Source organism: Pseudomonas sp. CCC3.1 (genome assembly GCF_034347405.1).
Taxonomy (GTDB): Bacteria; Pseudomonadota; Gammaproteobacteria; order Pseudomonadales; family Pseudomonadaceae; genus Aquipseudomonas.
Window position 1 is genome coordinate 1,254,764 of the sequence record NZ_CP133778.1, and the last position, 24,008, is coordinate 1,278,771.

Sequence of the window (24,008 nt, forward strand, 5' to 3'; positions counted from 1 at the left end):
GGCGCAGGCTTCAACCGGCGCCGTAGTTATAACCTGAGCAGCAGCTCACAAAGTTGCGGCTCTTATTTTGAAGAAATGAGACCAGCAGGGGCATCCGGGCTGGTACCCGGACTATCAGCGTGATCCTAAGTGGCTTGTTTTAGTCGCTGTATTCGGACTTTCTCAAGTGTGCTGTGGTGTTTTCGCCGATGGTGTCCCCTAACCGAGGGTGACCAAGCATGCAAGAAAGCGTGATGCAGCGCATGTGGAACAGCGGCTATCTTTCAGGTGGTAACGCTGCCTATGTGGAAGAGCTCTATGAGCTCTACCTGCACGACCCTAACGCTGTGCCAGAAGAATGGCGCACCAAATTTCAGACGTTGCCTACTGACGGCAACTCTGCCAACGATGTTTCGCACTCCACAATCCGCGACCATTTCGTGCTGCTGGCAAAGAACCAGCGCCGTGCTCAACCGGTATCTGCCGGGAGCGTGAGCAGTGAGCACGAGAAGAAGCAGGTTGAAGTGCTGCGATTGATCCAGGCCTATCGGATGCGCGGCCACCAGGCAGCCCAGCTTGATCCGCTGGGGCTGTGGCAGCGTCCTGCACCTGCAGACCTGTCGATCAATCATTACGGCTTGACCAATGCCGATCTTGATACGACCTTCCGTGCCGGCGACCTGTATATCGGCAAAGAGGAAGCGAGCCTACGCGAAATTCTCGAAGCGTTGCAGCAGACATATTGCCGCACCATTGGCGCCGAGTTCACGCACATCGTCGATTCCGAGCAACGCCACTGGTTTGAACAGCGTCTCGAAAGCGTACGTGGCCGTCCGACCTACTCAGCTGACATCAAGAGCCATCTGCTTGAGCGCGTGACTGCGGCTGAAGGTCTGGAAAAGTACTTGGGCACCAAGTACCCGGGCACTAAACGTTTCGGCCTGGAAGGCGGCGAGAGCCTGATTCCTTTGCTGGACGAGCTGATCCAGCGTTCGGGCAACTACGGCACCAAAGAAATCGTTATCGGCATGGCCCACCGTGGTCGTCTGAACGTACTGGTCAACACCTTCGGTAAAAACCCGCGCGACCTGTTCGACGAGTTCGAAGGCAAGAAGAAGATCGAGCTGGGTTCCGGTGACGTTAAATACCACCAGGGCTTCTCCTCCAACGTCATGACCTCGGGTGGCGAAGTTCACCTGGCGATGGCGTTTAACCCTTCCCACCTGGAAATCGTTTCTCCAGTGGTTGAAGGTTCGGTACGTGCCCGCCAAGACCGTCGTAACGACACCACTGGCGAAAAAGTGCTGCCTATTTCCATCCACGGTGACGCTGCATTCGCAGGTCAGGGCGTGGTCATGGAAACCTTCCAGATGTCGCAAACACGCGGCTTCAAGACTGGCGGTACCGTTCACCTGGTGATCAACAACCAGGTTGGCTTCACCATCAGCAATCCGGAAGACTCCCGTTCGACCGAGTACTGCACCGACGTCGCGAAAATGATCCAGGCGCCGATCCTCCATGTAAATGGTGATGATCCGGAAGCCGTATTGTTCGTGACCCAGTTGGCTATCGACTACCGCATGCAGTTCAAGCGTGACGTCGTGATCGACCTGTTCTGCTACCGCCGTCGCGGTCACAACGAGGCCGACGAGCCAAACGGTACTCAGCCGTTGATGTATCAGCAAATCGCCAAACAGCGCACCACCCGTGAGCTGTATGCCGAGCGTCTGACACACGAAAGCGTGGTTGACGCAGATCGCGTTCAGGCCAAGATCGACGAATACCGCAACGCGCTGGACAACGGTCTGCATGTTGTGAAAAGTCTGGTCAAAGAGCCGAACAAAGAACTGTTCGTTGACTGGCGTCCGTACCTGGGCCACGCCTGGACTGCGCGCCACGACACGCGTTTCGATCTCAAGACCCTGCAAGAACTGTCGGCCAAGCTGCTGGAAATTCCAGAAGGCTTCGTCATGCAGCGCCAGGTGTCGAAGATCTACGAAGACCGTCAAAAAATGCAAGCCGGCGGCCTGCCGATCAACTGGGGTTATGCCGAAACCATGGCATACGCGACCCTAGCATTCGAAGGTCACCCGATTCGCATGACCGGTCAAGACATCGGCCGCGGTACGTTCTCGCACCGTCACGCTGTGTTGCACAACCAGAAAGATGCCAGCACCTACATTCCGCTGCAGCACTTGTACGAAGGTCAGCCTCGCTTTGACCTGTACGACTCGCTGCTGTCCGAAGAAGCGGTATTGGCGTTTGAATATGGCTACTCGACAACCACGCCAAACGCGCTGGTTATCTGGGAAGCCCAGTTCGGCGACTTCGCCAACGGTGCTCAGGTTGTTATCGACCAGTTCATCACCAGCGGCGAGCACAAGTGGGGCCGTCTGTGCGGTCTGACCATGCTGTTGCCACACGGCTACGAAGGTCAGGGCCCAGAGCACTCCTCTGCACGTCTTGAGCGTTACCTGCAACTGTGCGCCGAGCACAACATTCAGGTGTGCGTGCCTACCACGCCAGCGCAGATCTACCACCTGCTGCGCCGTCAGGTCATCCGCCCGCTGCGCAAGCCGCTGGTAGTTCTGACACCGAAGTCGTTGCTGCGTCACAAATTGGCAATCTCGACACTGGAAGATCTGGCCGAAGGTTCGTTCCAGACCGTTATTCCAGAAATCGATGCACAAGATCCGGCCAACGTCGGTCGTATCGTGCTGTGTAGCGGCAAGGTCTACTACGACCTGTTGGAAAAACGCCGTGCCGAAGGTCGTGATGACATCGCCATCGTGCGTCTTGAGCAGCTGTACCCATTCCCTGAGGACGACTTGATTGAAGTCCTGGCCCCGTACAAAAACGCCAAACACATTGTCTGGTGTCAGGAAGAGCCGATGAACCAGGGTGCCTGGTACTGCAGCCAGCATCACATGCGCCGCATCATTGGCGGTCACGATAAATCTCTCGTACTTGAGTACGCGGGCCGTGACGCTTCTGCTGCACCTGCTTGTGGTTACGCATCGATGCACGCCGAGCAACAGGCCAAACTGTTGCAAGACGCGTTCACTGTTTAACGCCTTCGCGCACTGAAACCGAATTTAAGGAACCAAAGAACATGGCTATCGAGATCAAAGCCCCAACATTTCCGGAGTCGGTTGCCGATGGCACCGTTGCCACCTGGCACAAGCAACCAGGCGACGCTGTAAAGCGTGACGACCTGATCGTTGATATCGAAACCGACAAAGTCGTGCTGGAAGTTCTGGCAACTGCTGACGGCGTGCTGGGCGCTATCGTCAAGAACGAAGGCGACACCGTTCTGTCTGACGAAGTCCTGGGCTCCATCGTTGAAGGCGGCGCTGCTGCCGCTCCGGCCGCCGCTGCTGCACCGGTTGCTCAAGCTGCTGCCCCGACTGCTGATGGCGAAGACGATCCGGTGGCAGCGCCTGCTGCTCGCAAGATCGCTGAAGAAAACGGCATCAACATCGCTTCCGTTGCCGGCACTGGCAAAGGCGGTCGTGTCACCAAAGAAGACGTGGTAGCGGCTGTTGCTGCCAAGAAAGCCGCTCCGGCTGCTGCACCTGCCAAGCCTGCTGCTCCTGCCGCAGCGGCACCGGTGTTCGCTGCTGGCGACCGTGTTGAAAAACGCGTTCCGATGACCCGCGTTCGCGCTACTGTGGCCAAGCGTCTGGTAGAAGCTCAGTCGAACATGGCGATGCTGACGACCTTCAACGAAGTTGACATGACCGAAATCATGGCACTGCGTTCGAAGTACAAGGATCTGTTCGAGAAGTCCCACAACGGCGTACGCCTGGGCTTCATGTCGTTCTTCGTTAAAGCTGCAACTGAATCGCTGAAGCGCTTCCCGGCTGTGAACGCGTCGATCGACGGCACTGACATCGTTTACCACGGCTACGCTGACATCGGTGTTGCAGTGTCCAGCGACCGTGGCCTGGTGGTTCCAGTCCTGCGTAACGCAGAGCTGATGAGCCTGGCTGAAATCGAAGGCGGCATCGCTGCCTACGGCAAGAAAGCCCGTGACGGCAAACTGTCGATCGACGAAATGACCGGCGGCACGTTCACCATCACCAACGGTGGTACTTTCGGTTCGATGATGTCGACCCCGATCGTTAACCCGCCGCAAGCCGCGATCCTGGGCATGCACAACATCCTTCAGCGTCCAATGGCAGTCAACGGTCAGGTAGTAATCCGTCCGATGATGTATTTGGCTCTGTCTTACGATCACCGCTTGATCGACGGCAAAGAAGCTGTAAGTTTCCTGGTCGCAATCAAAAACCTGCTGGAAGACCCAGCACGCTTGCTTCTGGATATTTAAGAGAGGCAGCTGCGAGTTTCAGGCGACAAGCTGCAAGTTACAGCAGCTTGACTTGAGACTCACTTCATAGGAAACAGCGACAAGCTGTGAGTTGAACACTGCCATTGATGTGGTTTTGCTTTTAACTTGCAGCTTGCTGCTCAAAGCTTGTAGCTAAAGAGGATTCTTTCCCCATGTCTCAGAAATTTGACGTTGTAGTGATTGGTGCCGGCCCTGGCGGCTACGTTGCTGCCATCAAGGCCGCGCAACTGGGTCTTTCCACTGCTTGCATCGAAAAATACACCGACAAGGAAGGCAAACTGGCATTGGGCGGTACTTGCCTGAACGTTGGTTGCATTCCATCCAAGGCGCTGCTGGACAGCTCCTGGAAGTATCACGAAGCCAAGGATGCGTTCGCTATCCACGGCATCACCACCGGTGAAGTGAACATGGACGTGCCAGCGATGGTTGGCCGTAAAGCCAACATCGTTAAAGGCCTGACCTCCGGTGTTGCTACCCTGTTCAAGGCTAACGGCGTTACTTCCCTGCAAGGCCACGGCAAACTGCTGGCCGGCAAGCGTGTTGAACTGACCAAGCCAGACGGCAGCGTTGAAATCATCGAAGCCGAGAACGTGATTCTGGCTTCCGGTTCGCGTCCAATCGACATTCCACCGGCTCCAGTTGATAACAACGTGATCGTTGATTCGACCGGCGCACTGGAATTCCAGTCTGTACCTAAGCGTCTGGGCGTTATCGGCGCTGGCGTGATCGGTCTGGAACTGGGTTCGGTATGGTCCCGTCTGGGCGCTCAGGTAACGGTTCTGGAAGCGCTGGACACGTTCCTGATGGCGGCTGACGCTGCCGTGTCCAAAGAAGCCTACAAAACCCTGACCAAACAAGGTCTGGACATCAAGCTGGGCGCTCGCGTGACCGGCTCCAAGGTGAACGGCGAAGAAGTCGTTGTGACCTACACCGACGCCAACGGCGAACAGACCATCACTTTCGACAAGCTGATCGTTGCGGTCGGCCGTCGTCCAGTGACCACCGAACTGCTGGCAGCTGACAGCGGCGTGACCATCGACGAGCGCGGTTTCGTGTTTGTTGACGATCATTGCGCGACCAGCGTACCGGGCGTTTACGCTATCGGTGACGTGGTTCGTGGCATGATGCTGGCGCACAAGGCTTCCGAAGAAGGCATCATGGTTGTTGAGCGCATCAAAGGTCACAAGACCGAGATGAACTACGACCTGATTCCATCGGTTATTTACACTCACCCGGAGATCGCGTGGGTCGGTAAAACCGAACAGGTCTTGAAAGCTGAAGGCGTTGAAGTTAACGTCGGCACCTTCCCGTTCGCAGCCAGTGGCCGTGCCATGGCAGCAAACGACACCGGTGGCTTTGTAAAAGTCATTGCTGATGCCAAAACTGACCGCGTATTGGGCGTCCACGTGATTGGCCCGAGCGCAGCAGAGCTGGTACAGCAAGGCGCAATCGGTATGGAATTCGGCACCAGTGCCGAGGATCTGGGCATGATGGTTTTCTCCCATCCAACCCTGTCCGAAGCGTTGCACGAAGCAGCGCTGGCAGTGAATGGCGGCGCCATTCACATCGCCAACCGTAAGAAACGTTAAGACCAGACAATAAGAAACCACGGCGGTTTGCCCGTCGTGAGCCTTGCTAGCAAGCCTCACCGCGGAACTTCCGCCGGACGCAGTCTTGTCTTGTTTGAACCATGCCCGATTCACGCTCTGCGCGAATCGGGTTTGTCAAAGCAGCACAAGCAGCAGTCACAGGTGGTGCGGCACTAATTAAAGTGCAGCGCCGAATGCGCAGTACCTAACGAAGACGGTAAAAAGCATGAATCTTCACGAGTATCAGGGTAAGCAGCTGTTCGCTGAGTACGGCCTGCCAGTATCCAAGGGTTATGCAGTAGATACCCCGGAAGCGGCGGCAGAAGCTTGCGACAAAATCGGCGGGACCGAATGGGTTGTAAAAGCCCAGGTTCACGCAGGCGGTCGCGGTAAAGCGGGCGGCGTTAAGCTGGTTCGCAGCAAAGAAGACGCTAAAGCATTTGCACAACAGTGGTTGGGCAAGCGTCTGGTGACTTACCAGACTGATGCCAATGGTCAGCCGGTCACCAAGATCCTGGTTGAATCGTGCACTGATATCGCTAAAGAGCTGTACCTGGGCGCTGTCGTTGACCGTTCAAGCCGTCGTATCGTGTTCATGGCTTCCACCGAAGGTGGCGTGGACATCGAGAAGATCGCACACGACACACCAGAAAAAATTCTGAAAGCAACGATCGATCCACTGGTTGGCGCTCAGCCATTCCAGGGTCGCGAGTTGGCTTTCCAGCTGGGTCTGGAAGGCAAGCAAGTTTCCCAGTTCGCCAAGATCTTCGTTGGTCTGGCCAAACTGTTCCAGGACCACGATCTGGCCCTGCTGGAAGTAAACCCGCTGGTTATCAAGACTGACGGCGATCTGCACTGCCTCGATGCGAAAATCAACATCGACGCAAACGCCATGTACCGTCAGCCTAAGCTGAAAACTTTCCACGATCCGTCGCAAGACGATCCGCGCGAAGCGCACGCTGCCAAGTTCGAACTGAACTACGTAGCCCTGGAAGGCAACATCGGCTGCATGGTGAACGGCGCTGGTCTGGCCATGGGCACCATGGACATCGTTAACCTGCATGGCGGCAAGCCAGCCAACTTCCTCGACGTTGGCGGCGGTGCTACCAAAGAACGCGTTACCGAAGCGTTCAAGATCATCCTGTCCGACAGCAATGTCGCTGCAGTATTGGTCAACATCTTCGGCGGCATCGTTCGTTGCGACATGATTGCCGAAGGCATCATCGGTGCAGTGAAAGAAGTCGGCGTTAAAATCCCGGTGGTTGTGCGCCTTGAAGGCAACAACGCTGAACTGGGCGCTAAAGTACTGGCAGAAAGCGGCTTGAACATCATCGCTGCTACCAGCTTGACCGACGCTGCTCAACAAGTAGTTAAAGCTGCGGAGGGCAAGTAATGAGCGTCCTGATCAATAAAGACACCAAAGTTATCTGCCAAGGCATCACTGGCTCGCAGGGCAGCTTCCACACCCAGCAAGCCATTGAATACGGCACCAAGATGGTCGGTGGCGTGACTCCGGGCAAAGGCGGCACCACTCACCTGGACCTGCCTGTTTTCAACACTGTAAAAGAAGCCGTAGCGGCCACTGGCGCAACTGCCAGCGTTATCTACGTACCGGCTCCTTTCTGCAAGGACTCCATCCTTGAAGCAGCGTTCGGCGGCATCAAGCTGATCGTTTGCATCACTGAAGGCATTCCTACCCTGGACATGCTGGACGCTAAAGTTAAGTGCGACGAGCTGGGTGTTACCCTGATCGGCCCTAACTGCCCAGGCGTTATCACCCCAGGCGAATGCAAGATCGGCATCATGCCAGGTCACATTCACTTGCCAGGCAAAGTAGGCATCGTGTCGCGTTCCGGCACCCTGACTTACGAAGCGGTCAAGCAGACTACTGATGCTGGTTTCGGTCAGTCGACGTGCGTAGGTATCGGTGGTGACCCGATCCCGGGTTCTAACTTCATCGACATCCTGAAGTTGTTCCAGGAAGACCCGAAGACCGAAGCGATCGTCATGATCGGTGAGATCGGCGGTTCGGCTGAAGAAGAAGCGGCTGCCTATATCAAGGCACACGTGACTAAGCCAGTTGTTTCCTACATCGCTGGTGTGACTGCCCCTGCTGGCAAGCGCATGGGCCATGCGGGCGCAATCATCTCTGGCGGCAAGGGCACTGCAGACGAGAAGTTTGCTGCTCTGGAAGACGCAGGCGTTAAAACCGTGCGTTCGCTGGCAGACATCGGCAAGGCTCTGTCCGAGCTGACTGGCTGGGCAATCAAGTAAGCCTCGCGCTTAACTGATCGCTACACCAGACAAAGGCCACCTTCGGGTGGCCTTTGTGCGTTTTGGGATCGCCAACTCCTACATTAATTTGGGAAGACCAATGTAGGAAAATCACACCAAAGCATTTTTCGATGTCATCCACGCGACAACTGCGTTCGTTCATCGGACAGACCGCCCTGTAACAGTGCGCTTATCTTAAAAACTCGGTAATCTTGCCGCCATTCTGCTTTTCTGCGTGTGCGTCCCACAAGGAAGCCACGCGCTAGACGGGTCGGACTTATTCAGACCGACAACATTTCCCATATCCGCACGGGAAATTCCCCTCTAAATCCCGATTTAATAGTGTGGTATTTCCGTAATGAAAGTTTTGAAAGGCCAGGACATTCTGGCACTTGGGTTTATGACCTTTGCCCTGTTCGTTGGGGCTGGCAATATCATTTTTCCGCCAATCGTTGGTTTGCAATCCGGCCCCAATGTCTGGATCGCTGCGCTGGGCTTTTTGATTACGGCTGTGGGCCTACCGGTTGTCACTGTTGTTGCCTTGGCGAAAGTCGGCGGCGGTATGGATGCACTGAGCAGCCCGATCGGTAAAGTTGCAGGCGGCTTGTTGGCGGCTGTGGCCTACCTGGCCGTTGGCCCTCTGTTCGCCACCCCGCGGACAGCGACTGTGTCGTTTGAAGTGGGGCTGGCCCCGCTGACCGGCGAAAGCCCGCTGGCGCTGTTCTTGTACAGTTCGGTGTACTTCCTGATCGTGTTCTTTGTTTCGCTGTATCCGGGCCGCTTGCTGGACACCGTCGGGCGTTTCCTGGCGCCGCTTAAAATCATCGCTCTGGCGATTCTCGGTATCGCGGCATTCGCCTTGCCTGCCGGTGATATCGGCGTAGCGACCCCTGAATACGTGGCATCGCCGTTCTCGCAAGGGTTCATCAATGGTTACCTGACCATGGATACTTTGGGCGCATTGGTGTTTGGCATCGTGATCGTGAACGCGATCCGCTCCCGTGGCGTTGAGTCACCGAAGTTGATCACCCGCTACGCGATCATTGCCGGCCTGATCGCCGGCGTGGGCCTGGCCCTGGTGTATGTCAGTCTGTTCCGCCTGGGTTCGGGCAGCCATGAAGTGGCCGCCGGTGCAACCAACGGCGCGGCCGTGTTGCACGCCTATGTTCAGCACACCTTTGGCTCGCTCGGCAGTGGTTTCCTGGCCGTGCTGATTGCCTTGGCTTGCCTGGTAACGGCGGTAGGCCTGACCTGTGCGTGCGCAGAATACTTCAGCAAAGTCTTGCCGCTGTCCTACAAGGCGCTGGTGATTATCCTTGCTGTGTTCTCGCTGGTGGTGTCGAACCTTGGCTTGACCAAGCTGATTGCGTTCTCCATCCCGCTGCTGACCGCGATCTATCCGCCGTGCATCGTGCTGGTGGCCTTGAGCTTCTGCAAAGGCTGGTGGAATGTGCAGACGCGCATCGTAGGCCCGGTAATGCTGGTGTCGTTGATCTTCGGTACGGTTGATGCCCTTAAAGGCGCTGGCCTTGCCGATAGCCTGCCGCACTGGCTGACTCACATGCCGTTCAGCGAGCAAGGTCTGGCCTGGTTGGTGCCGTCGCTCGTTGTGCTGGTCGCGGCTTTCATCTGCGACCTCATGCTGGGTAAGCGTCAAGAAGCAATCGCATAAAGACCGTGCTCGCCAAAAGCGCGCACTGAGTCCATAAAAAAATGCCCTGGCTCGATGAGAGACAGGGCATTTTTTATGGGCGAATGCTTTACATCGCGGGCTCTACAGAACAGTAAATTACTTGTTCTCTGGCGTTGGCTCAGTCGCTGCTGGGGCAGCTTGACCGGCTTCTTTAGCCGCCGCTTCATTCGATTCAGCCTGAGCTTTAGCCGCTTCGGCGTTCTCTTTGGCTGCATCGTTCACTTTGTCTTGAGCTTCAGACATTTTTTGTTGAGCTTGCTCAGCGTGCTGATTAGCGTCTTGAGCTTTGTCTTCGGATTTTTTATCGCAAGCAGCAAGGCCCAGAGTGGCGGCAAGCATCAAGGCAACAGCAAAAGTATTACGCATCGGGTGTTTCTCCTTATGAGTGTCTCTACGGGGCGTTTGAGCTTGTCCGCGCGAGTTAAGTTCCTTTGTCATGCAGATATATAAGTAGTGCCGCCCGCACAGAATCAATTGGTAAAAAGTATCAGGCCTTGAAATCCCGAGTTCAGGCCCCAACTTTCATCACATCCCGCCGCCAACCCTCTTGGGCGTGGCTCATGCCATCTAATTCGGAGTTTGATAACAATGAGCGTGGAAACTCAAAAGGAAACCCTGGGCTTCCAGACCGAGGTCAAGCAACTCTTGCACCTCATGATCCATTCGCTGTACTCCAACAAGGAAATCTTCCTTCGCGAGTTGATCTCGAACGCCTCTGATGCTGTCGATAAATTACGTTTTGAAGCGCTGTCCAAACCAGAACTTCTGGAAGGCGGCGACGAACTTAAAATCCGTGTGAGCTTCGACAAGGACGCCAAGACCGTCACCCTCGAAGACAACGGCATCGGTATGAACCGTGATGACGTGATCGCCCACCTGGGGACGATTGCCAAATCCGGCACTGCCGACTTCATGAAAAATCTCTCGGGCGATCAGAAGAAAGATTCGAACCTGATCGGCCAGTTTGGCGTGGGCTTCTACTCGGCCTTCATCGTTGCCGACAAAGTTGACGTCTACAGCCGTCGTGCCGGTACGCCAGCGAGCGAAGGCGTGCACTGGTCTTCCAAAGGCGAAGGCGATTTTGAAGTCGAGAACGTCGAAAAAGCCACGCGCGGTACCACCATTGTTCTGCACCTCAAGTCCGGCGACGACGAGTTCGCTGACGGCTGGCGCCTGCGCAACATCATTAAAAAGTATTCCGATCACATCGCTTTGCCGATCGAGTTGCCGAAAGAGCAGGCTGTTGCCGAAGGTGAAGAAGCCCCTGCGCAGGAATGGGAAACCGTTAACCGCGCCAGCGCCCTGTGGACCCGTCCTCGCACTGACGTGAAAGACGAGGAATATCAGGAGTTCTACAAGCACATCGCCCACGACTTTGAAAACCCGCTGGCCTGGAGCCACAACAAGGTTGAAGGCAAGCTTGAATACAGCTCGCTGCTCTATGTTCCGGCACGTGCACCGTTCGACCTGTACCAGCGTGAAGCGCCAAAAGGCCTGAAGCTGTACGTGCAACGTGTGTTTGTGATGGATCAGGCTGAGTCGTTCCTGCCGCTGTACCTGCGCTTCATCAAAGGCGTGGTCGACTCCAATGACCTGTCGCTGAACGTGTCGCGTGAAATTCTGCAGAAAGACCCGATCATCGATTCCATGAAGTCGGCGCTGACCAAGCGCGTACTCGACATGCTGGAAAAACTGGCGAAGAACGAGCCTGAGAAATACCAGGGCTTCTGGAAAAACTTCGGTCAGGTGATGAAAGAAGGCCCGGCTGAAGATTTCGCCAACAAAGAAAAAATCGCCGGTCTGCTGCGTTTTGCATCGACCCACGGCAATGACGGCGAGCAAAACGTTTCGCTGACCGAGTACCTGGCGCGTGCCAAAGAAGGTCAGGACAAGATCTACTACCTGACCGGTGAAACCTACGCACAGGTCAAAAACAGCCCGCACCTGGAAGTCTTCCGCAAGAAAGGCATCGAAGTGCTGTTGCTGACCGATCGCATCGACGAGTGGCTGATGAGCTACCTCAGCGATTTCGACGGCAAGAGCTTTGTTGACGTGGCACGCGGTGACCTCGATCTGGGCAACCTGGACTCCGAAGAGGACAAGAAAGCCGCAGAAGAAGTGGCCAAGGCCAAAGAAGGTCTGGTTGAGCGTATCAAAGCCGCGCTGGGCGAAAGCGTCAGTGAGGTGCGTGTATCGCACCGCCTGACCGACTCGCCGGCCATTTTGGCCATCGGTGAGCAAGACCTGGGTCTGCAGATGCGCCAGATCCTGGAAGCCAGCGGCCAGAAAGTACCGGACTCCAAGCCTATCTTCGAATTCAACCCGGCTCACCCGCTGATCGAAAAACTGGATGCGGAGCAGAGCGAAGAGCGTTTCGGCGACCTGTCGCACATCCTCTTCGACCAAGCAGCTCTGGCGGCCGGTGACAGCTTGAAAGACCCTGCAGCGTATGTCCGTCGGCTAAATAAGTTGTTAGTTGAGTTGTCCGTGTAACACGTCTATAAAAACCCGCTTCGGCGGGTTTTTTTTGTTTTGAATTCAGGAGTTTTTGATGAAATCAATTACGGTCAGTTCTGTGGTTTATCAAATCGATGGCCAAGCGTACGAAGGCCGTCTTGCCTACGACCCGAGCCGCGAAGATCCGCTGCCGGGTTTGTTGATGGCGCCGAACTGGATGGGCATCAGCGCTGGTGCCGAGGAAATCGCCAAATCCGTGGCCGAGCAGGGCTATGTGGTCTTGATCGCAGATTTGTACGGCCAAGGCGTTCGCCCAACCAACGCTGATCAAGCCGCCAATGCCATGATGCCGCTGAAAAATGACCGTGCCTTGCTGCGCAAGCGCATGCAGGCGGCCTACGCTGCGCTGAAAAAGCAAACTGAGCCCAAGGTCGATAGCAATCAATTGGCGACCTTTGGTTTCTGTTTTGGTGGGTGTTGCTCGCTGGAGCTTGCGCGTGATGGCGCTGAGCTTAAGGCTGTGGTGTCTTTCCATGGCTCACTGGATACGCCTGCCCCGGCAGACGCCAAAAACATTACCGGCTCCGTTTTGGTGCTGCACGGTGCGTCTGACCCGTTGGTGCCTCATGAGCAGTTGCCAGCGTTTGAAGATGAAATGAACGCAGCGGGCGTGGACTGGCAACTGACCAGCTACGGCGGCGCGGTGCATTCTTTCACCGACCCGCACGCCAACGTGCCCGGCAAAATGATGTACGACGCCAAGACCGCGCACCGTGCTTTCACCGCCATGCACAACCTGTTGGATGAAGTGTTCCGCGACTAACGCAGAGAACAGCCCTTGTAGGAGCGAGCTTGTCTCGCGATCTTTTGATCTTAAAAAGATCGCGAGACAAGCTCGCTCCTACAGGATTTATATTTATTTTCTAAGTCGAACGCTCAATCGTTTCACTCACGGTCAAATCACGCATCAGCAGCGCATAGCTCAAATCCACCTGTTCGGGGATCGGCATGTACACCGTGTGCCCATCGCCCGGCGCCACTTGAATCGGTAACCCAGCGCTGTTGTGCAGTTGGTCCAGATCAAAGTGGTAATTGCCGCGCGGGGTCATCAATTCCATATGATCGCCCAGCGCAAAACGGTTTTTGACTTTCACCTCGGCCAGCCCCTTGCGCCGCTCCCCGGTCAGCTCTCCGACAAACTGCTGGCGATGCGATAACGAGCTGCCATGCAAGTAGTTCTGATACTCGTCATGCACATGCCGCCGCAAAAAGCCTTCGGTGTAACCCCGTTGCGCCAGTGATTCCAGATCGCTCATCAGGCTGCGGTCGAATTCACGACCGGCCACTGCGTCATCAATTGCCTTTCGATACACCTGTGTGGCGCGCGCGCAGTAAAAGTGTGACTTGGTCCGGCCTTCGATTTTCAGCGAGTGCACGCCCATTTCAGTCAGCCGTGCCACGTGCTGAACAGCGCGCAGGTCTTTGGAGTTCATGATGTAGGTGCCGTGTTCGTCTTCGTACGCCGACATCGGTTCGTCCGGGCGGTTGGCTTCGTGCAGCACGAATACCTCGTCGGTCGGCGCGCCCAGGCCAAGCGTGGGCTCAACCACCTTCACCACATTGCCGAGTTCGTTTTCAGTGCCGGGTTTTGCCTCGTACTTCCAGCGACACGCATTGGTGCAACTGCCCTGGTTGGCGTCGCGCTTATTCATATAGCCGGATAACAGGCAACGGCCGGAGTAGGCCATGCACAGTGCGCCATGCACGAAAATTTCCAGTTCCATGCCCGGTACTTGCTCACGGATTTCTTCGATCTCTTCCAACGACAGCTCACGGGACAAGATGATCCTGCTCAAGCCTTGTTGGCGCCAGAATTCGGCACTGGCCCAGTTCACGGTATTGGCCTGAACTGACAAGTGAATCGGCATTGTCGGGAAGTGCTGGCGAACCAGCATGATCAGCCCTGGGTCGGACATGATCAGTGCATCCGGGCCCATGGCAATCACCGGAGCCAGGTCTTTGAGAAAGGTGCGCAGCTTGGCGTTATGCGGAGCAATGTTGACTACCACATAGAAGCGTTTGCCTTGGGCCTGAGCCTGCGCGATGCCGATGGCCAGGTTGTCGTGGTCAAACTCGTTGTTACGCACCCGCAAGCTGTAGCGCGGTTGTCCTGCGTAGACGGCATCGGCGCCATAGGCAAAGGCGTAGCGCATGTTTTTCAGGGTGCCAGCAGGGGCGAGGAGTTCGGGCGGGACGAGGGGCATGGTCGGGTCATTCGCAAAAGGGCGCGATGGTAGTCGAGCCCAGTTGCAGGCTTATTGATCTGGATCTACAAACCCGCGTTTGTTACAGCGGCCGATACTGCATGTGGAAGTTCAAGCTCGCCGACTGCCCCTTGTGCAAGAGCTGCAAGCCCGGCCGCCCTGGCAAATGATGAGCATTGACCGGGTGGCTCACGGGTTCGAAGCAGAAGAAGTCTTCACCGGGCGGGCAATACACCAGGCAGTACGGGCTGTTGGTCGCCAAGCATTCCAATGCATAACCCAAGTCCGGCTGGCTGATCAGTGCACAGCCATCCCAGCCGGTAAAGCAGTTGTCGAGCCGTCTTTGGGGCAAGGCGTTGAGTCGATTAAAGTCCCAGTCATCCGGCAGCGGCACACGTTCTGTGGGCAAACCCAGCACATCGCAGAGCCAAACCTGCGAGGTGTTGGCCTGTAAACGTGTGTTGGCCGTGCGCGGTAAATAAGGATGCAACCCCAAGCCGTGCCAGGCGGCGTGCTCGTCCTGATGCGTCACGCTCAGCTCAATACTCAACTGGCCGCGCTCCAAGGTGTAACGCAGTGTGGCCCGATAGGCGAAAGGGTGATGGCTGTCGAGTTGCAGGCAGGCGCAGTGCGCTGTGTGTTCAATCACATCCCAGGCTTGCTGCCAGGCGCTGCCATGGATTGGCAAAGCCACGGCGGGGTTGTTGGGCTCCAGCGCAAACCAGTGGTCGGGGCCGTCAAAGCCACCCCCGCCGATCCGGTTCGACCACGGCACCAGCGGGTAACAGGCCAGTTGATTGGCCGAACCGCTGCTCAGTGCCTGGGCCGCGCTGGCCCGAAGCAAGGGTTGGCCACTGGCAATCACCTGCCAACTGGCGATGCTGCCCCCGATGTGTGGAGCAAGGGTCAGGCGGGTCAGGCCGTCTTCGAGGGTCAGCAGGTTTACGGACATCGTTGTCTACCCCACGTCAATGAACGATTAATCGGCGGCACGGCGCCACGTCAGCATCACAATGCCTGCGACCACAATCAGACCGCCGATGACCTGACCGCTGCTGAGCACTTGGTCGAGGATCAGCCAGCCGAACAGCAGGCTCGCCACTGGCTCCACGTTCATCACCGGCGCGTTTTTGGCCATGTTCAAGCGCGTCATGCAGATAAACAGCAGGCAGAATCCTAGTCCATAAAGCACCACCAGGCAGGCGAGGGCGGTCCAGCCGGTGGATGAACTGGGCAGCGACACGCCGCCGGGCAATACGCCACTGACCCCGGCCAACGCGGCAGCGCTGAACACAATCAGCATCGTCAACATGCTACGCACGGTGCCACGCAGGCTCGACAGCTTGTGATCGGTGATCCACAGCGCACAGGCAAACACGGACGCGGCGGCAAAGCCGAACAGAATGCCCTCCAGCCATTGCGCTTCGCTTGTGTGCTGATTAGACAGACGTTCGGGCACGTCCAGCGCAAACACCAGGCCGCACATGATCAGCCCCATCAGCATGGCTGCGCGTCGCGAGGGTGGGGAGCCGCCCAGCGCCCAGGTCAACAACACCAACAGAATCGGCGCCACGTTACCGATCAGCAGCGCGAGCGCCACAGGGATGCGTGCCACGGCCGAATAAATAAAGAAACTCTGCGCGGCGATCAACAGCCCCAGCAGCAATTGCCAGCGCCAGTTGGCAGGGGTTAACCGAGGGCGTTCACGCTGCCACAACACCAGGCTGGTCAGCACCAGCAGCGTCACCCCGGCACGGCACAAAATGGCCAGCAACAGGCCGGTGTCATGGTCGAAGGCAATGCGTGCGGCAATGTGATTACCGGCGAATGCACAGGCCAGCAACACCAGAATCAATACCGCGATATGGCGGGGAAATAGTGCAGGAGCAGACATAAGCAACCAGCCTCCTTGGCTGGATAAACACCGATGGTATCGGCGAACAATCTGTAGTCGCTGCCGCAGGCTGCGAGCTTTTAAAAGCTCGCAGCCTGCGGCAGCGACTACAGATTTTTGGGGGGTTACAACACCATGCTTGGCAGCCACAGCGAGATGGCCGGTACGTAGGTCACTAGCATCAAGACTGCGAACAACGCCAGGTAGAACGGCAGCAAGGCTTTAACGGTGTTTTCGATAGTGACTTTGCCCACCGCAGCGCCCACGAACAGCACCGCGCCCACCGGCGGTGTTATAAGCCCGATCCCCAGGTTCACCAGCATGATCATGCCGAAGTGCACCGGGTCGACGCCGATGCCAATAATCACCGGCAGCAGAATCGGGGTCAGGATCAAGATCAGCGGTGCCATGTCCATCACCGTGCCCAGCAGCAGCAACATCACGTTGATGCACATCAGGATCACGTAGCGGTTATCTGACAGTGTCAGAAACGCAGTCGTGATTTTCATCGGGATTTCCATCAGCGTCAGGATGTAACCGAAGCTGGCGGCAAAACCGATCAAGATCATCACGATGGAAATAGTGCGCACGGCCCGGTGCATCAGCTTGGGCAGGTCGCGCCATTTGTAGTCGCGGTAGATAAACATGGTGACGAAGAACGCCCACAGCACAGCAATCGCGGCTGATTCGGTGGCGGTGAAAACCCCCGTCAAGATGCCGCCCAGGATGATGACCATGGCCATCATGCCCCAGAGTGCCTCACCGGCGATTTTCAGCGCCTTTTTCAGCGGGATCACTTCGCCTTTGGGGTAGTTGCGCTTACGCGCGAAGATCATGCACAGGCCCATGAGCACTGCACTGAGCAGCAGCCCCGGCATGATCCCGGCCATAAACAGTGAGGCGATCGACACCGTGCCGCCCGCGGCCAGTGAGTACAGCACCGAGTTGTGGCTGGGTGGCGTCAGCAGCGCTTGTACCGAGCCGCTGACAGTCACGGCCGTGGAGAACTCGCGAGGGTAGCCAGCCCGTTCCATCTCGGGAATCAGTACCGAGCCCACCGAGGCCGTATCCGCCACCGACGAGCCGGAAATCGCGCCGAAGAAGGTCGAAGCCACAATGTTGACCAGCGACAGGCCGCCGCGCACGAAGCCCACCAGTACCCCGGCAAACGCTACCAGCCTGCGCGACATGCCGCCCTCGGCCATGATCGCGCCCGCCAGGACGAAGAAGGGGATCGCCAGCAGCGAGAACTTGTTCACGCCTCCGGCCACTTGAATCATCAGGGCATCGAACGGAATATCGATCCACCAGGCACCGACCAACGCTGACAGGCCCAAGGCATAAGCGACCGGCATACCGAGCAGAATCAGGGCAATAAAGCTGCCCAACAATATGAAAGCATCCATTTATACGGCCTCTTCGCTGGCTTCTACGATGTCGAACCGCACGGCTCGGCGATGGCTTTGGTCACCCAGGAAGAGTTTTTCCAAGACGAAGACCAGAGTGATGAGGCCGCCCAAGGGAATGGGCAAATAGGAAATACCCACCCGCATGCCCGGCATCTCACCGAGAAACTGGTTCCAGGTGGTTGCACAGAGCTTGAAACCCTTGACCGTCATAAACAGGCAGACGATGACCATCAGGATTTGTACCAGCACAGCTACGTGCTTGCGCACCTGTGCAGGCATGCGTTCAACCGCCATCGCCACCGCCATGTGCGCGCCAGCGCGATAACTGGCGGCAGCGCCGAAGAAGGTAAAGACCACCATCAGCAAAATTGAGGTGGGTTCTGGCCAACTGGAGCCGGAGCCCAAGACGTAACGGGCAAAGATGCCCCAGGGAATGATCAGGCTCATGGTCAGCACCGACAACCCGGCGATCCCGATACAGACCCTGTACAGCAAGTCGTTAAAACGCAGTACGGTATTTTTCATGGGGCTCACCACTGCAGCGGAAACGGGCTCGCGCCCGCCACCGCGGCGTTATCGGACAGGCTTATTGAACGGCTTCGATACGCGAGATCAGCTCTTTGTAGTTCGCGCCGTATTTGTCACGCACTGGCTGAGTGGCGTCGTAGAACGCTTTTTTCTGTTCTGGGGTGAGGGTGATGAACTCCACGCCAGCGGTTTTAAGCTTGGTTATGCTCTCGTCCGATTTTTTGTCCCAGAGCACGCGCTCTTCTATCTGCGCTTCACGCGCCAGTTTTTGCACCAGTGCCTGTTGCTCCGGGTTGAGCATGTTCCAGGTGGTTTTGGCGATCACGATTGGTTCCGGCAGGATCAGGTGATCGGTCCAGGTGAAGTATTTGGCGTTCTGGTAGTGGTTGTGCTCAAGGAAGGTCGGCGGGTTGTTTTCGGCGCCGTCAATCACACCGGTTTGCAGGGCGCTGAAAATCTCGCCGGTGGCCATGGCAATGCCGTTGCCACCCATGTCATTGATGGTGTCGATAAACACCGGGTTGCCTTGTACGCGGATCTTCATGCCTTTGAGGTCGGCCAACTGACGCACCGGTTTTTTGGTGTAGAGGTTGCGGGTGCCGCCATCCATCCATGCCAGGGCGACCATGTTGAAGTTGGAGTTGGTGATTTTGTCGAGCATCTCCTGGCCGATTTCACCGTCGATGATTTTGCGCATGTGCGCCTGATCGCGGAACACGAAGGGCAGGTTAAATGCGTTGGTTTCCGGTACTACAGGGCCGAGGATGCCGAGGCTGACGCGGGTCATCTGCACGGCGCCCGACTGCAACTGCTCGACCACTTCTTTCTCGGAACCCAGTACACCACCGGCAAACATCTTGAAGGAAATATCACCGTTGCTTTGAGCCTGGAGCTTTTTGCCCATCTCTTGTTCAGCCACCACGGGCGGATAACCCGCGGGGTGAACTTCGCCGAATTTGATTTTGATTTCTGCCTGGGCTACGCCGCTGAGGCAGAAAGCCAGCGGCAATGCGGCGATGAGTAAGGTGCGTTTGAAATCCATGGGTCACTCCATATTTTGTTTTTTTTATTTAAAGGTCTTGGATCAGCAGGGGTAAAACGGTCAGCTGTTGAACGTGGGCTCCGTCAGCCCTTTAACGCCAGGGTTCAGGGCAAACACGCCGCCCGCTAAAGGTTGGTCACTGATGTCGCCCGCAGGGCGAATCGAGGTTACAAACAGCGTGTCCAGTTGCGGCCCGCCAAAGGCGCACATCGCCGGTTTTTTTACCGGCACGGCCAGCGAGCGGTCGAGCGTGCCATCGGGGGTAAACCGATGGATCTGGCCTGCATCGTTGCCGCAAATCCAGTAGCAACCCTCTGCGTCGACAGCGGCGCCATCCGGGCGGCCGGGGTGTTGCGTCATGTCGACAAACAGGCGGCGGTTGTGCGGGGTGGCCGTATCGATGTCGTAATCAAAGGCCCAGATTTTTTGCTCGTCGGGGTGCGAGTCCGACAGGTACATCGTCCGGCCGTCCGGGCTGAACGCCAGGCCGTTAGGCACGATAAATCCGTCGATCTGCGGCTTGAGGCAATCATCCTGGCCAGCGCTGTAGCGATACATCGCGCCCACCCGCGCCCCTGCCGACATGTCCATAAACATGGTCCCGGCCCAGAAACGTCCCTGACGATCACAGCGGCCATCATTGAAACGCATACCGGGTTGTGCGTGTGCGACGCTGCTCAGCAGTCGGGCACTCAAGCGGCCATCGGTTTGGGGGGTGAGGGCGAATACGCCGCTTTCCATGCCGCCAATCCAGTTGCCATCGCCGCTGCGAGCAATGCACGCGAGCATCTGCGGGGCTTCCCAGCTTTGGCTGTGGCCATCGGCCAAATTCCAGCGGTGCAGGCGCTTTGCCGGGATATCAACCCAGTACAGCGCTTGCTCAGCGGTACTCCAGACCGGGCTCTCGCCGGTGGCATTGCGTGCATCGAGAATCAGTTCGGCAGTCATGCGGCTTGATCTCAGTGGCTGTTGTTCTTATGGGATGCGAAGCCCGTTTATTCGTCGCCAAACGGACCGGCGGCAACAAACGCACCGCCTTGATACACCCTCGCAGGATCATTGGCCGCGGGCATCGGCTGGGCTTCAACCTTGGCGCGGAACACTTCAGAGGTGTCCTGGGGTTCGAAACCCAAATGGGCCGCAAAGCGATTGTCCCACCACACGTCCACATTGTTAGAAGCGCCGTAGACCACGGTGTGGCCCACATTCGGTGTGTACAGCGAGCGTTCGAGCAATTGTGTGAGGTCGTCGAAGCTCAGCCAGGTGCTCATCATTCGGCGGTTTTGCGGTTCCGGGAATGAAGAGCCGATGCGGATGCTGACGGTTTCGATGCCATAACGGTCGAAGTAGAAGGTCGCCATGTCTTCGCCGTACGACTTGGACAGGCCGTAGTAGCCATCAGGGCGGCGCAGGGAGTGGGCATCTAGCTTTTGATCTTGCTTATAAAAGCCGATCACATGATTGGAGCTGGCGAAAATGACACGCTTCACGCCATGGCGGCGTGCGGCTTCGTAAATATGGAAAATGCCGCTGATGTTCGGGCCGAGAATTTCTTCAAAGGGACGCTCTACCGAGACACCGCCGAAATGCAGAATGGCGTCTACGCCTTCGACCAGTTGGTGCACGGCGTGTTTGTCGGCGAGGTCGCACAGCAGAACTTCTTCGCTGTTGTCGACAGCAGGCGCCATTGGCGCGATATCAGACAGACGCAGGACCTTGGCATAAGGCTTGAGGCTTTCGCGCAGCACCTTCCCCAAACCACCCGCGGCACCGGTAAGAAGAAGGCGATTGAAGGGGGTTTGGACAGTACGAGTGTTTGTCATCAAGAGTCCCTGCATTTCTTATTAATGTCATCTGTTGTCGTATGACTTGGTTCGGATTATTCACAGGCATGGCGGGTGTTGTCAATGCACGATTCGGCAAACTTTAGCGATGTGCCATCATTGCGGCGGAATCACCTGTAGGAGCGAGCTTGTCTCGCGATCTTTTGATCTTTTAAAAGATCGCGAGGCAAGCTCGCTCCCACACAATTCAGGCGTTACAACAACGACAGCGGGTAGCTGATGAAGATACGGTTTTCGTCAAACTCGTGGGCGCTGTAGTCGCGACGAATGGAAGCGTTGCGCCAGCGCACCGTCAGATCCTTGAGCGTGCCGCTTTGCACGGTGTAGGCCAGTTCCGATTCGCGGCCCCATTCCTTGCCGTTATTGACGGTTGCGGTATGGATGTTATCGCCGCTGATGTAGCGGTTCATCATGGTCAGGCCAGGTACGCCAAGTACGGCAAAATCCAGGTCGTGGCGCAGCTGCCAGGAGCGTTCTTTGGCCAGGTCATAGCTGGAGTTGTAGCTGTCGTTGGCTAGGGTCCCGCCGCTGGTGCCGTTGACGCGGAACCAGCCATCATCGCCGCTGACTTTCTGCAAGCCGACATACAACGTGTTGCCTTTGTATTTGGCGGAGAACAGTGCAGAGGCAGTTTTGTTGTCCAGATCGCCGGCTCGTTTGCTGCCGTCTTCTTTGCCCCAGAAATAACCCAGGTTCGCGCCGAGCGTGACATCGCCAATTGGCTGGCTGTGAATCACGTTAAGGAATTGTTGCTGATAGATATTTTCCAGTTCCGCGTACCACACGCCTACTTGAGTGCGTTTTTCATTGAAGGTGTAATCACCGCCGGCAAAGTTGAAACGGTCAGAGGTAAACGCGCCTTTGCCGTTGAGCGACATGTCTTCCATGCTCGCATCGTTACGCGGGCTGTTGGCGCGGAACTGGCCGCCGTAGAGGTTAAGACCCGCGATTTCCTTGGAGGTGATCTGTGCGCCACGGAAGGTTTGTGGCAGGGAGCGGCCATCGTCTGAACGCAAGATCGGCAGCACGGGCATCCATTCGCCCACTTTTAATTCAGTGTTAGAAAACTTGGCCTTGGCCGCGACGCCGAGGCGCCCGAAGTTGTCAGCCGGTTCACCATCGCTGTGGGTGGGCAGCAGTTGAGTGCCGACGGTGCCTTTGCCACCATCAAGCTTCTGCGAGTACATGCCCAGCACGTCAACGCCGAAACCGACGGTGCCTTGGGTAAAGCCGGATTTGACGTCCAGAATGAAGTTTTGCGTCCATTCCTCAGCCTTGCTTTGTGGGGCGCGGCTGCTGGGGTAGTCCGGGTTGGTGTAATTGCGATTGATGTAAGCGTTGCGCAGCGTGAGGGTGGCTTTGGTGTCATCGACAAACCCTTCAGCCATGCCCGTCAACGGCAGCGACAGACTCATGCTGCCAAGCCCCATAAGAATCAATGAACGGGTGTTTTGAGATCTCATTATTGTTGTGCTCCCATTTTTGACAAAGCCGTCCTTCCTTGACCGACATAAGCGGTCAGTAAACTGAAGGCGGTGTGTGGTGCCCTGGTGTCAGGGCGCTGGCTCAAGCCGCTGTGGCGAGTGAGCCATTTGCTGCGTACAGTGGTTCAGCAAATGAGGCAGGCAATCAACCCGTGGGGGATCGGGTTCGACAGGCGTGTTTGGGGGGCGTGACAGAGGATGGGGCGCAGGTGAATGCGTTCATGCAGAAGCTCCCTGGTTATTATTGTTTTGTTATCCGTTGTCGTACAACTTTGTAGGATTATTTACACCTTCCCTAGCCTTTGTCAATGCAGGGCTAAGTAAACAATTCAGGGTTTCGTCGGGATGAGGGGAGGGTGATCGCGTTGTCGATTAGTGATCGTACAACCAGCATGAGCTATGATGCGGGTATTGCAGTCCGTGCCCTTGAACCCGAGAACAATGTTTACCATGGAAAAACCGACCGACGTTCCCCGCCTTCCTCGCAAACGCCGCAGCCTCGCGCAGGAGTTGGTGACGGTGCTGTCCGAGCAGATTCGCGACGGCTTGCTCAAGCGCGGCGACAAACTGCCCACCGAGTCCGCGATCATGGAAGCACATGGCGTAAGCCGCACGGTGGTGCGTGAAGCCATCTCCCGTTTGCAGGCGGCGGGGCAAGTCGAGACCCGGCACGGCATCGGCACCTTTGTGCTGGACACCCCGAGCCCGAGCGGTTTTCGCATCGACCCGGCAACCGTGGTCACGTTACGTGATGTGCTGGCGATTCTGGAATTGCGTATCAGCCTGGAAGTCGAGTCGGCCGGTCTGGCGGCACAACGTCGCAGTTCCGAACAATTGGCCGCGATGCGGGCTGCTCTGGATGCCCTGAACGAAAACACCGCGCGTAACGGCGATGCGGTGGCGTCGGACTTCCAGTTTCACTTGCAGATCGCGCTGTCGACCGGCAACCGCTACTTCACTGACATCATGAATCACCTGGGCACCAGCATCATTCCGCGCACCCGTCTGAACTCGGCGAGCCTGGCCCATGACGACCAGCAACACTACATGAGCCGCCTGAGCCGCGAACACGAAGAAATCTATGCGGCCATTGCCCGCCAGGACTCCGATGCCGCCCGCGCCGCCATGCGCCTGCACCTGACCAACAGCCGCGAACGCCTGCGCCACGCCCATGAAGAGGCAGAGGCGCAGGGTTGAATA

19 protein-coding genes are annotated in these 24,008 nt (G+C 56.9%); 9 read left to right on the forward strand and 10 right to left on the reverse strand.

Features of this window, described 5'->3' with window-relative positions; genetic code table 11:
• The first annotated feature begins 218 nt into the window (after window positions 1-218).
• From RHM56_RS05695 to brnQ, 6 genes are all read left to right on the forward strand, one after another.
• Complete coding sequence (locus RHM56_RS05695) at window positions 219-3,050, forward strand: 2-oxoglutarate dehydrogenase E1 component (RefSeq protein WP_322239422.1); 2,832 nt, start codon at window positions 219-221, stop codon at window positions 3,048-3,050.
• A gap of 41 nt (window positions 3,051-3,091) precedes the next feature.
• Window positions 3,092-4,309, forward strand: a complete 1,218-nt coding sequence (gene odhB, locus RHM56_RS05700) for a 2-oxoglutarate dehydrogenase complex dihydrolipoyllysine-residue succinyltransferase (RefSeq protein ID WP_322239424.1) — start codon at window positions 3,092-3,094, stop codon at window positions 4,307-4,309.
• Window positions 4,310-4,482: 173 nt separating this feature from the next.
• The gene (lpdA, locus tag RHM56_RS05705; RefSeq protein WP_322239426.1) at window positions 4,483-5,919 is read left to right on the forward strand and encodes a dihydrolipoyl dehydrogenase; all 1,437 of its coding nucleotides are present in this window, start codon (window positions 4,483-4,485) and stop codon (window positions 5,917-5,919) included.
• A gap of 226 nt (window positions 5,920-6,145) precedes the next feature.
• Window positions 6,146-7,312: an ADP-forming succinate--CoA ligase subunit beta gene (gene sucC / locus RHM56_RS05710; protein ID WP_131653169.1), complete on the forward strand. Its 1,167-nt coding sequence runs from the start codon at window positions 6,146-6,148 to the stop codon at window positions 7,310-7,312.
• A complete protein-coding gene (sucD, locus tag RHM56_RS05715) occupies window positions 7,312-8,193 on the forward strand; it encodes a succinate--CoA ligase subunit alpha (protein WP_019408932.1) in 882 nt (293 codons plus the stop codon). The genes sucC and sucD overlap by 1 nt, the downstream gene beginning before the upstream one ends.
• Window positions 8,194-8,551: 358 nt before the next feature.
• A complete protein-coding gene (gene brnQ, locus RHM56_RS05720) occupies window positions 8,552-9,865 on the forward strand; it encodes a branched-chain amino acid transport system II carrier protein (protein WP_322239429.1) in 1,314 nt (437 codons plus the stop codon).
• A 117-nt stretch (window positions 9,866-9,982) separates the two neighbouring features.
• Here the strand turns inward: brnQ and RHM56_RS05725 are convergent, their stop codons facing one another.
• The gene (locus RHM56_RS05725; protein WP_322241710.1) at window positions 9,983-10,252 is read right to left on the reverse strand and encodes a hypothetical protein; all 270 of its coding nucleotides are present in this window, start codon (window positions 10,250-10,252) and stop codon (window positions 9,983-9,985) included.
• Window positions 10,253-10,474: 222 nt separating this feature from the next.
• Here RHM56_RS05725 and htpG point away from each other — a divergent pair, with 222 nt between their 5' ends.
• Window positions 10,475-12,379 (forward strand): molecular chaperone HtpG, encoded by a 1,905-nt coding sequence (gene htpG, locus RHM56_RS05730; RefSeq protein ID WP_322239431.1) that lies wholly within the window; start codon window positions 10,475-10,477, stop codon window positions 12,377-12,379.
• Between the two features lie 58 nt (window positions 12,380-12,437).
• Window positions 12,438-13,166 carry a dienelactone hydrolase family protein gene (locus RHM56_RS05735; RefSeq protein ID WP_322239433.1) on the forward strand — a complete coding sequence of 243 codons (729 nt, stop codon included), beginning with the start codon at window positions 12,438-12,440 and terminating at the stop codon, window positions 13,164-13,166.
• Between the two features lie 100 nt (window positions 13,167-13,266).
• Here the strand turns inward: RHM56_RS05735 and yegQ are convergent, their stop codons facing one another.
• From yegQ to RHM56_RS05780, 9 genes are all read right to left on the reverse strand, one after another.
• Window positions 13,267-14,607 (reverse strand): tRNA 5-hydroxyuridine modification protein YegQ, encoded by a 1,341-nt coding sequence (gene yegQ, locus RHM56_RS05740; RefSeq protein WP_322239435.1) that lies wholly within the window; start codon window positions 14,605-14,607, stop codon window positions 13,267-13,269.
• Between the two features lie 82 nt (window positions 14,608-14,689).
• Window positions 14,690-15,559, reverse strand: coding sequence for an aldose 1-epimerase (locus tag RHM56_RS05745; RefSeq protein WP_322239437.1), 870 nt, complete (start codon window positions 15,557-15,559; stop codon window positions 14,690-14,692).
• Between the two features lie 27 nt (window positions 15,560-15,586).
• On the reverse strand, window positions 15,587-16,501 hold the full coding sequence (locus RHM56_RS05750) for a DMT family transporter (RefSeq protein ID WP_322239439.1): 915 nt from the start codon (window positions 16,499-16,501) through the stop codon (window positions 15,587-15,589).
• 125 nt (window positions 16,502-16,626) lie between these two features.
• On the reverse strand, window positions 16,627-17,907 hold the full coding sequence (locus RHM56_RS05755) for a TRAP transporter large permease (RefSeq protein ID WP_322239442.1): 1,281 nt from the start codon (window positions 17,905-17,907) through the stop codon (window positions 16,627-16,629).
• Complete coding sequence (locus RHM56_RS05760) at window positions 17,908-18,435, reverse strand: TRAP transporter small permease (protein ID WP_322239444.1); 528 nt, start codon at window positions 18,433-18,435, stop codon at window positions 17,908-17,910.
• A 61-nt stretch (window positions 18,436-18,496) separates the two neighbouring features.
• Window positions 18,497-19,480, reverse strand: a complete 984-nt coding sequence (locus RHM56_RS05765; protein WP_322239446.1) for a TRAP transporter substrate-binding protein — start codon at window positions 19,478-19,480, stop codon at window positions 18,497-18,499.
• A 60-nt stretch (window positions 19,481-19,540) separates the two neighbouring features.
• A complete protein-coding gene (locus tag RHM56_RS05770) occupies window positions 19,541-20,428 on the reverse strand; it encodes an SMP-30/gluconolactonase/LRE family protein (RefSeq protein WP_322239448.1) in 888 nt (295 codons plus the stop codon).
• A gap of 47 nt (window positions 20,429-20,475) precedes the next feature.
• A complete protein-coding gene (locus tag RHM56_RS05775) occupies window positions 20,476-21,303 on the reverse strand; it encodes an NAD(P)-dependent oxidoreductase (protein ID WP_322239450.1) in 828 nt (275 codons plus the stop codon).
• Between the two features lie 215 nt (window positions 21,304-21,518).
• Window positions 21,519-22,787 (reverse strand): OprD family porin, encoded by a 1,269-nt coding sequence (locus RHM56_RS05780; protein WP_322239452.1) that lies wholly within the window; start codon window positions 22,785-22,787, stop codon window positions 21,519-21,521.
• A gap of 471 nt (window positions 22,788-23,258) precedes the next feature.
• Between RHM56_RS05780 and RHM56_RS05785 the strand changes: the two genes are divergently transcribed.
• The gene (locus RHM56_RS05785; RefSeq protein WP_322239454.1) at window positions 23,259-24,005 is read left to right on the forward strand and encodes a FadR/GntR family transcriptional regulator; all 747 of its coding nucleotides are present in this window, start codon (window positions 23,259-23,261) and stop codon (window positions 24,003-24,005) included.
• The last annotated feature ends 3 nt before the right edge of the window (window positions 24,006-24,008 follow it).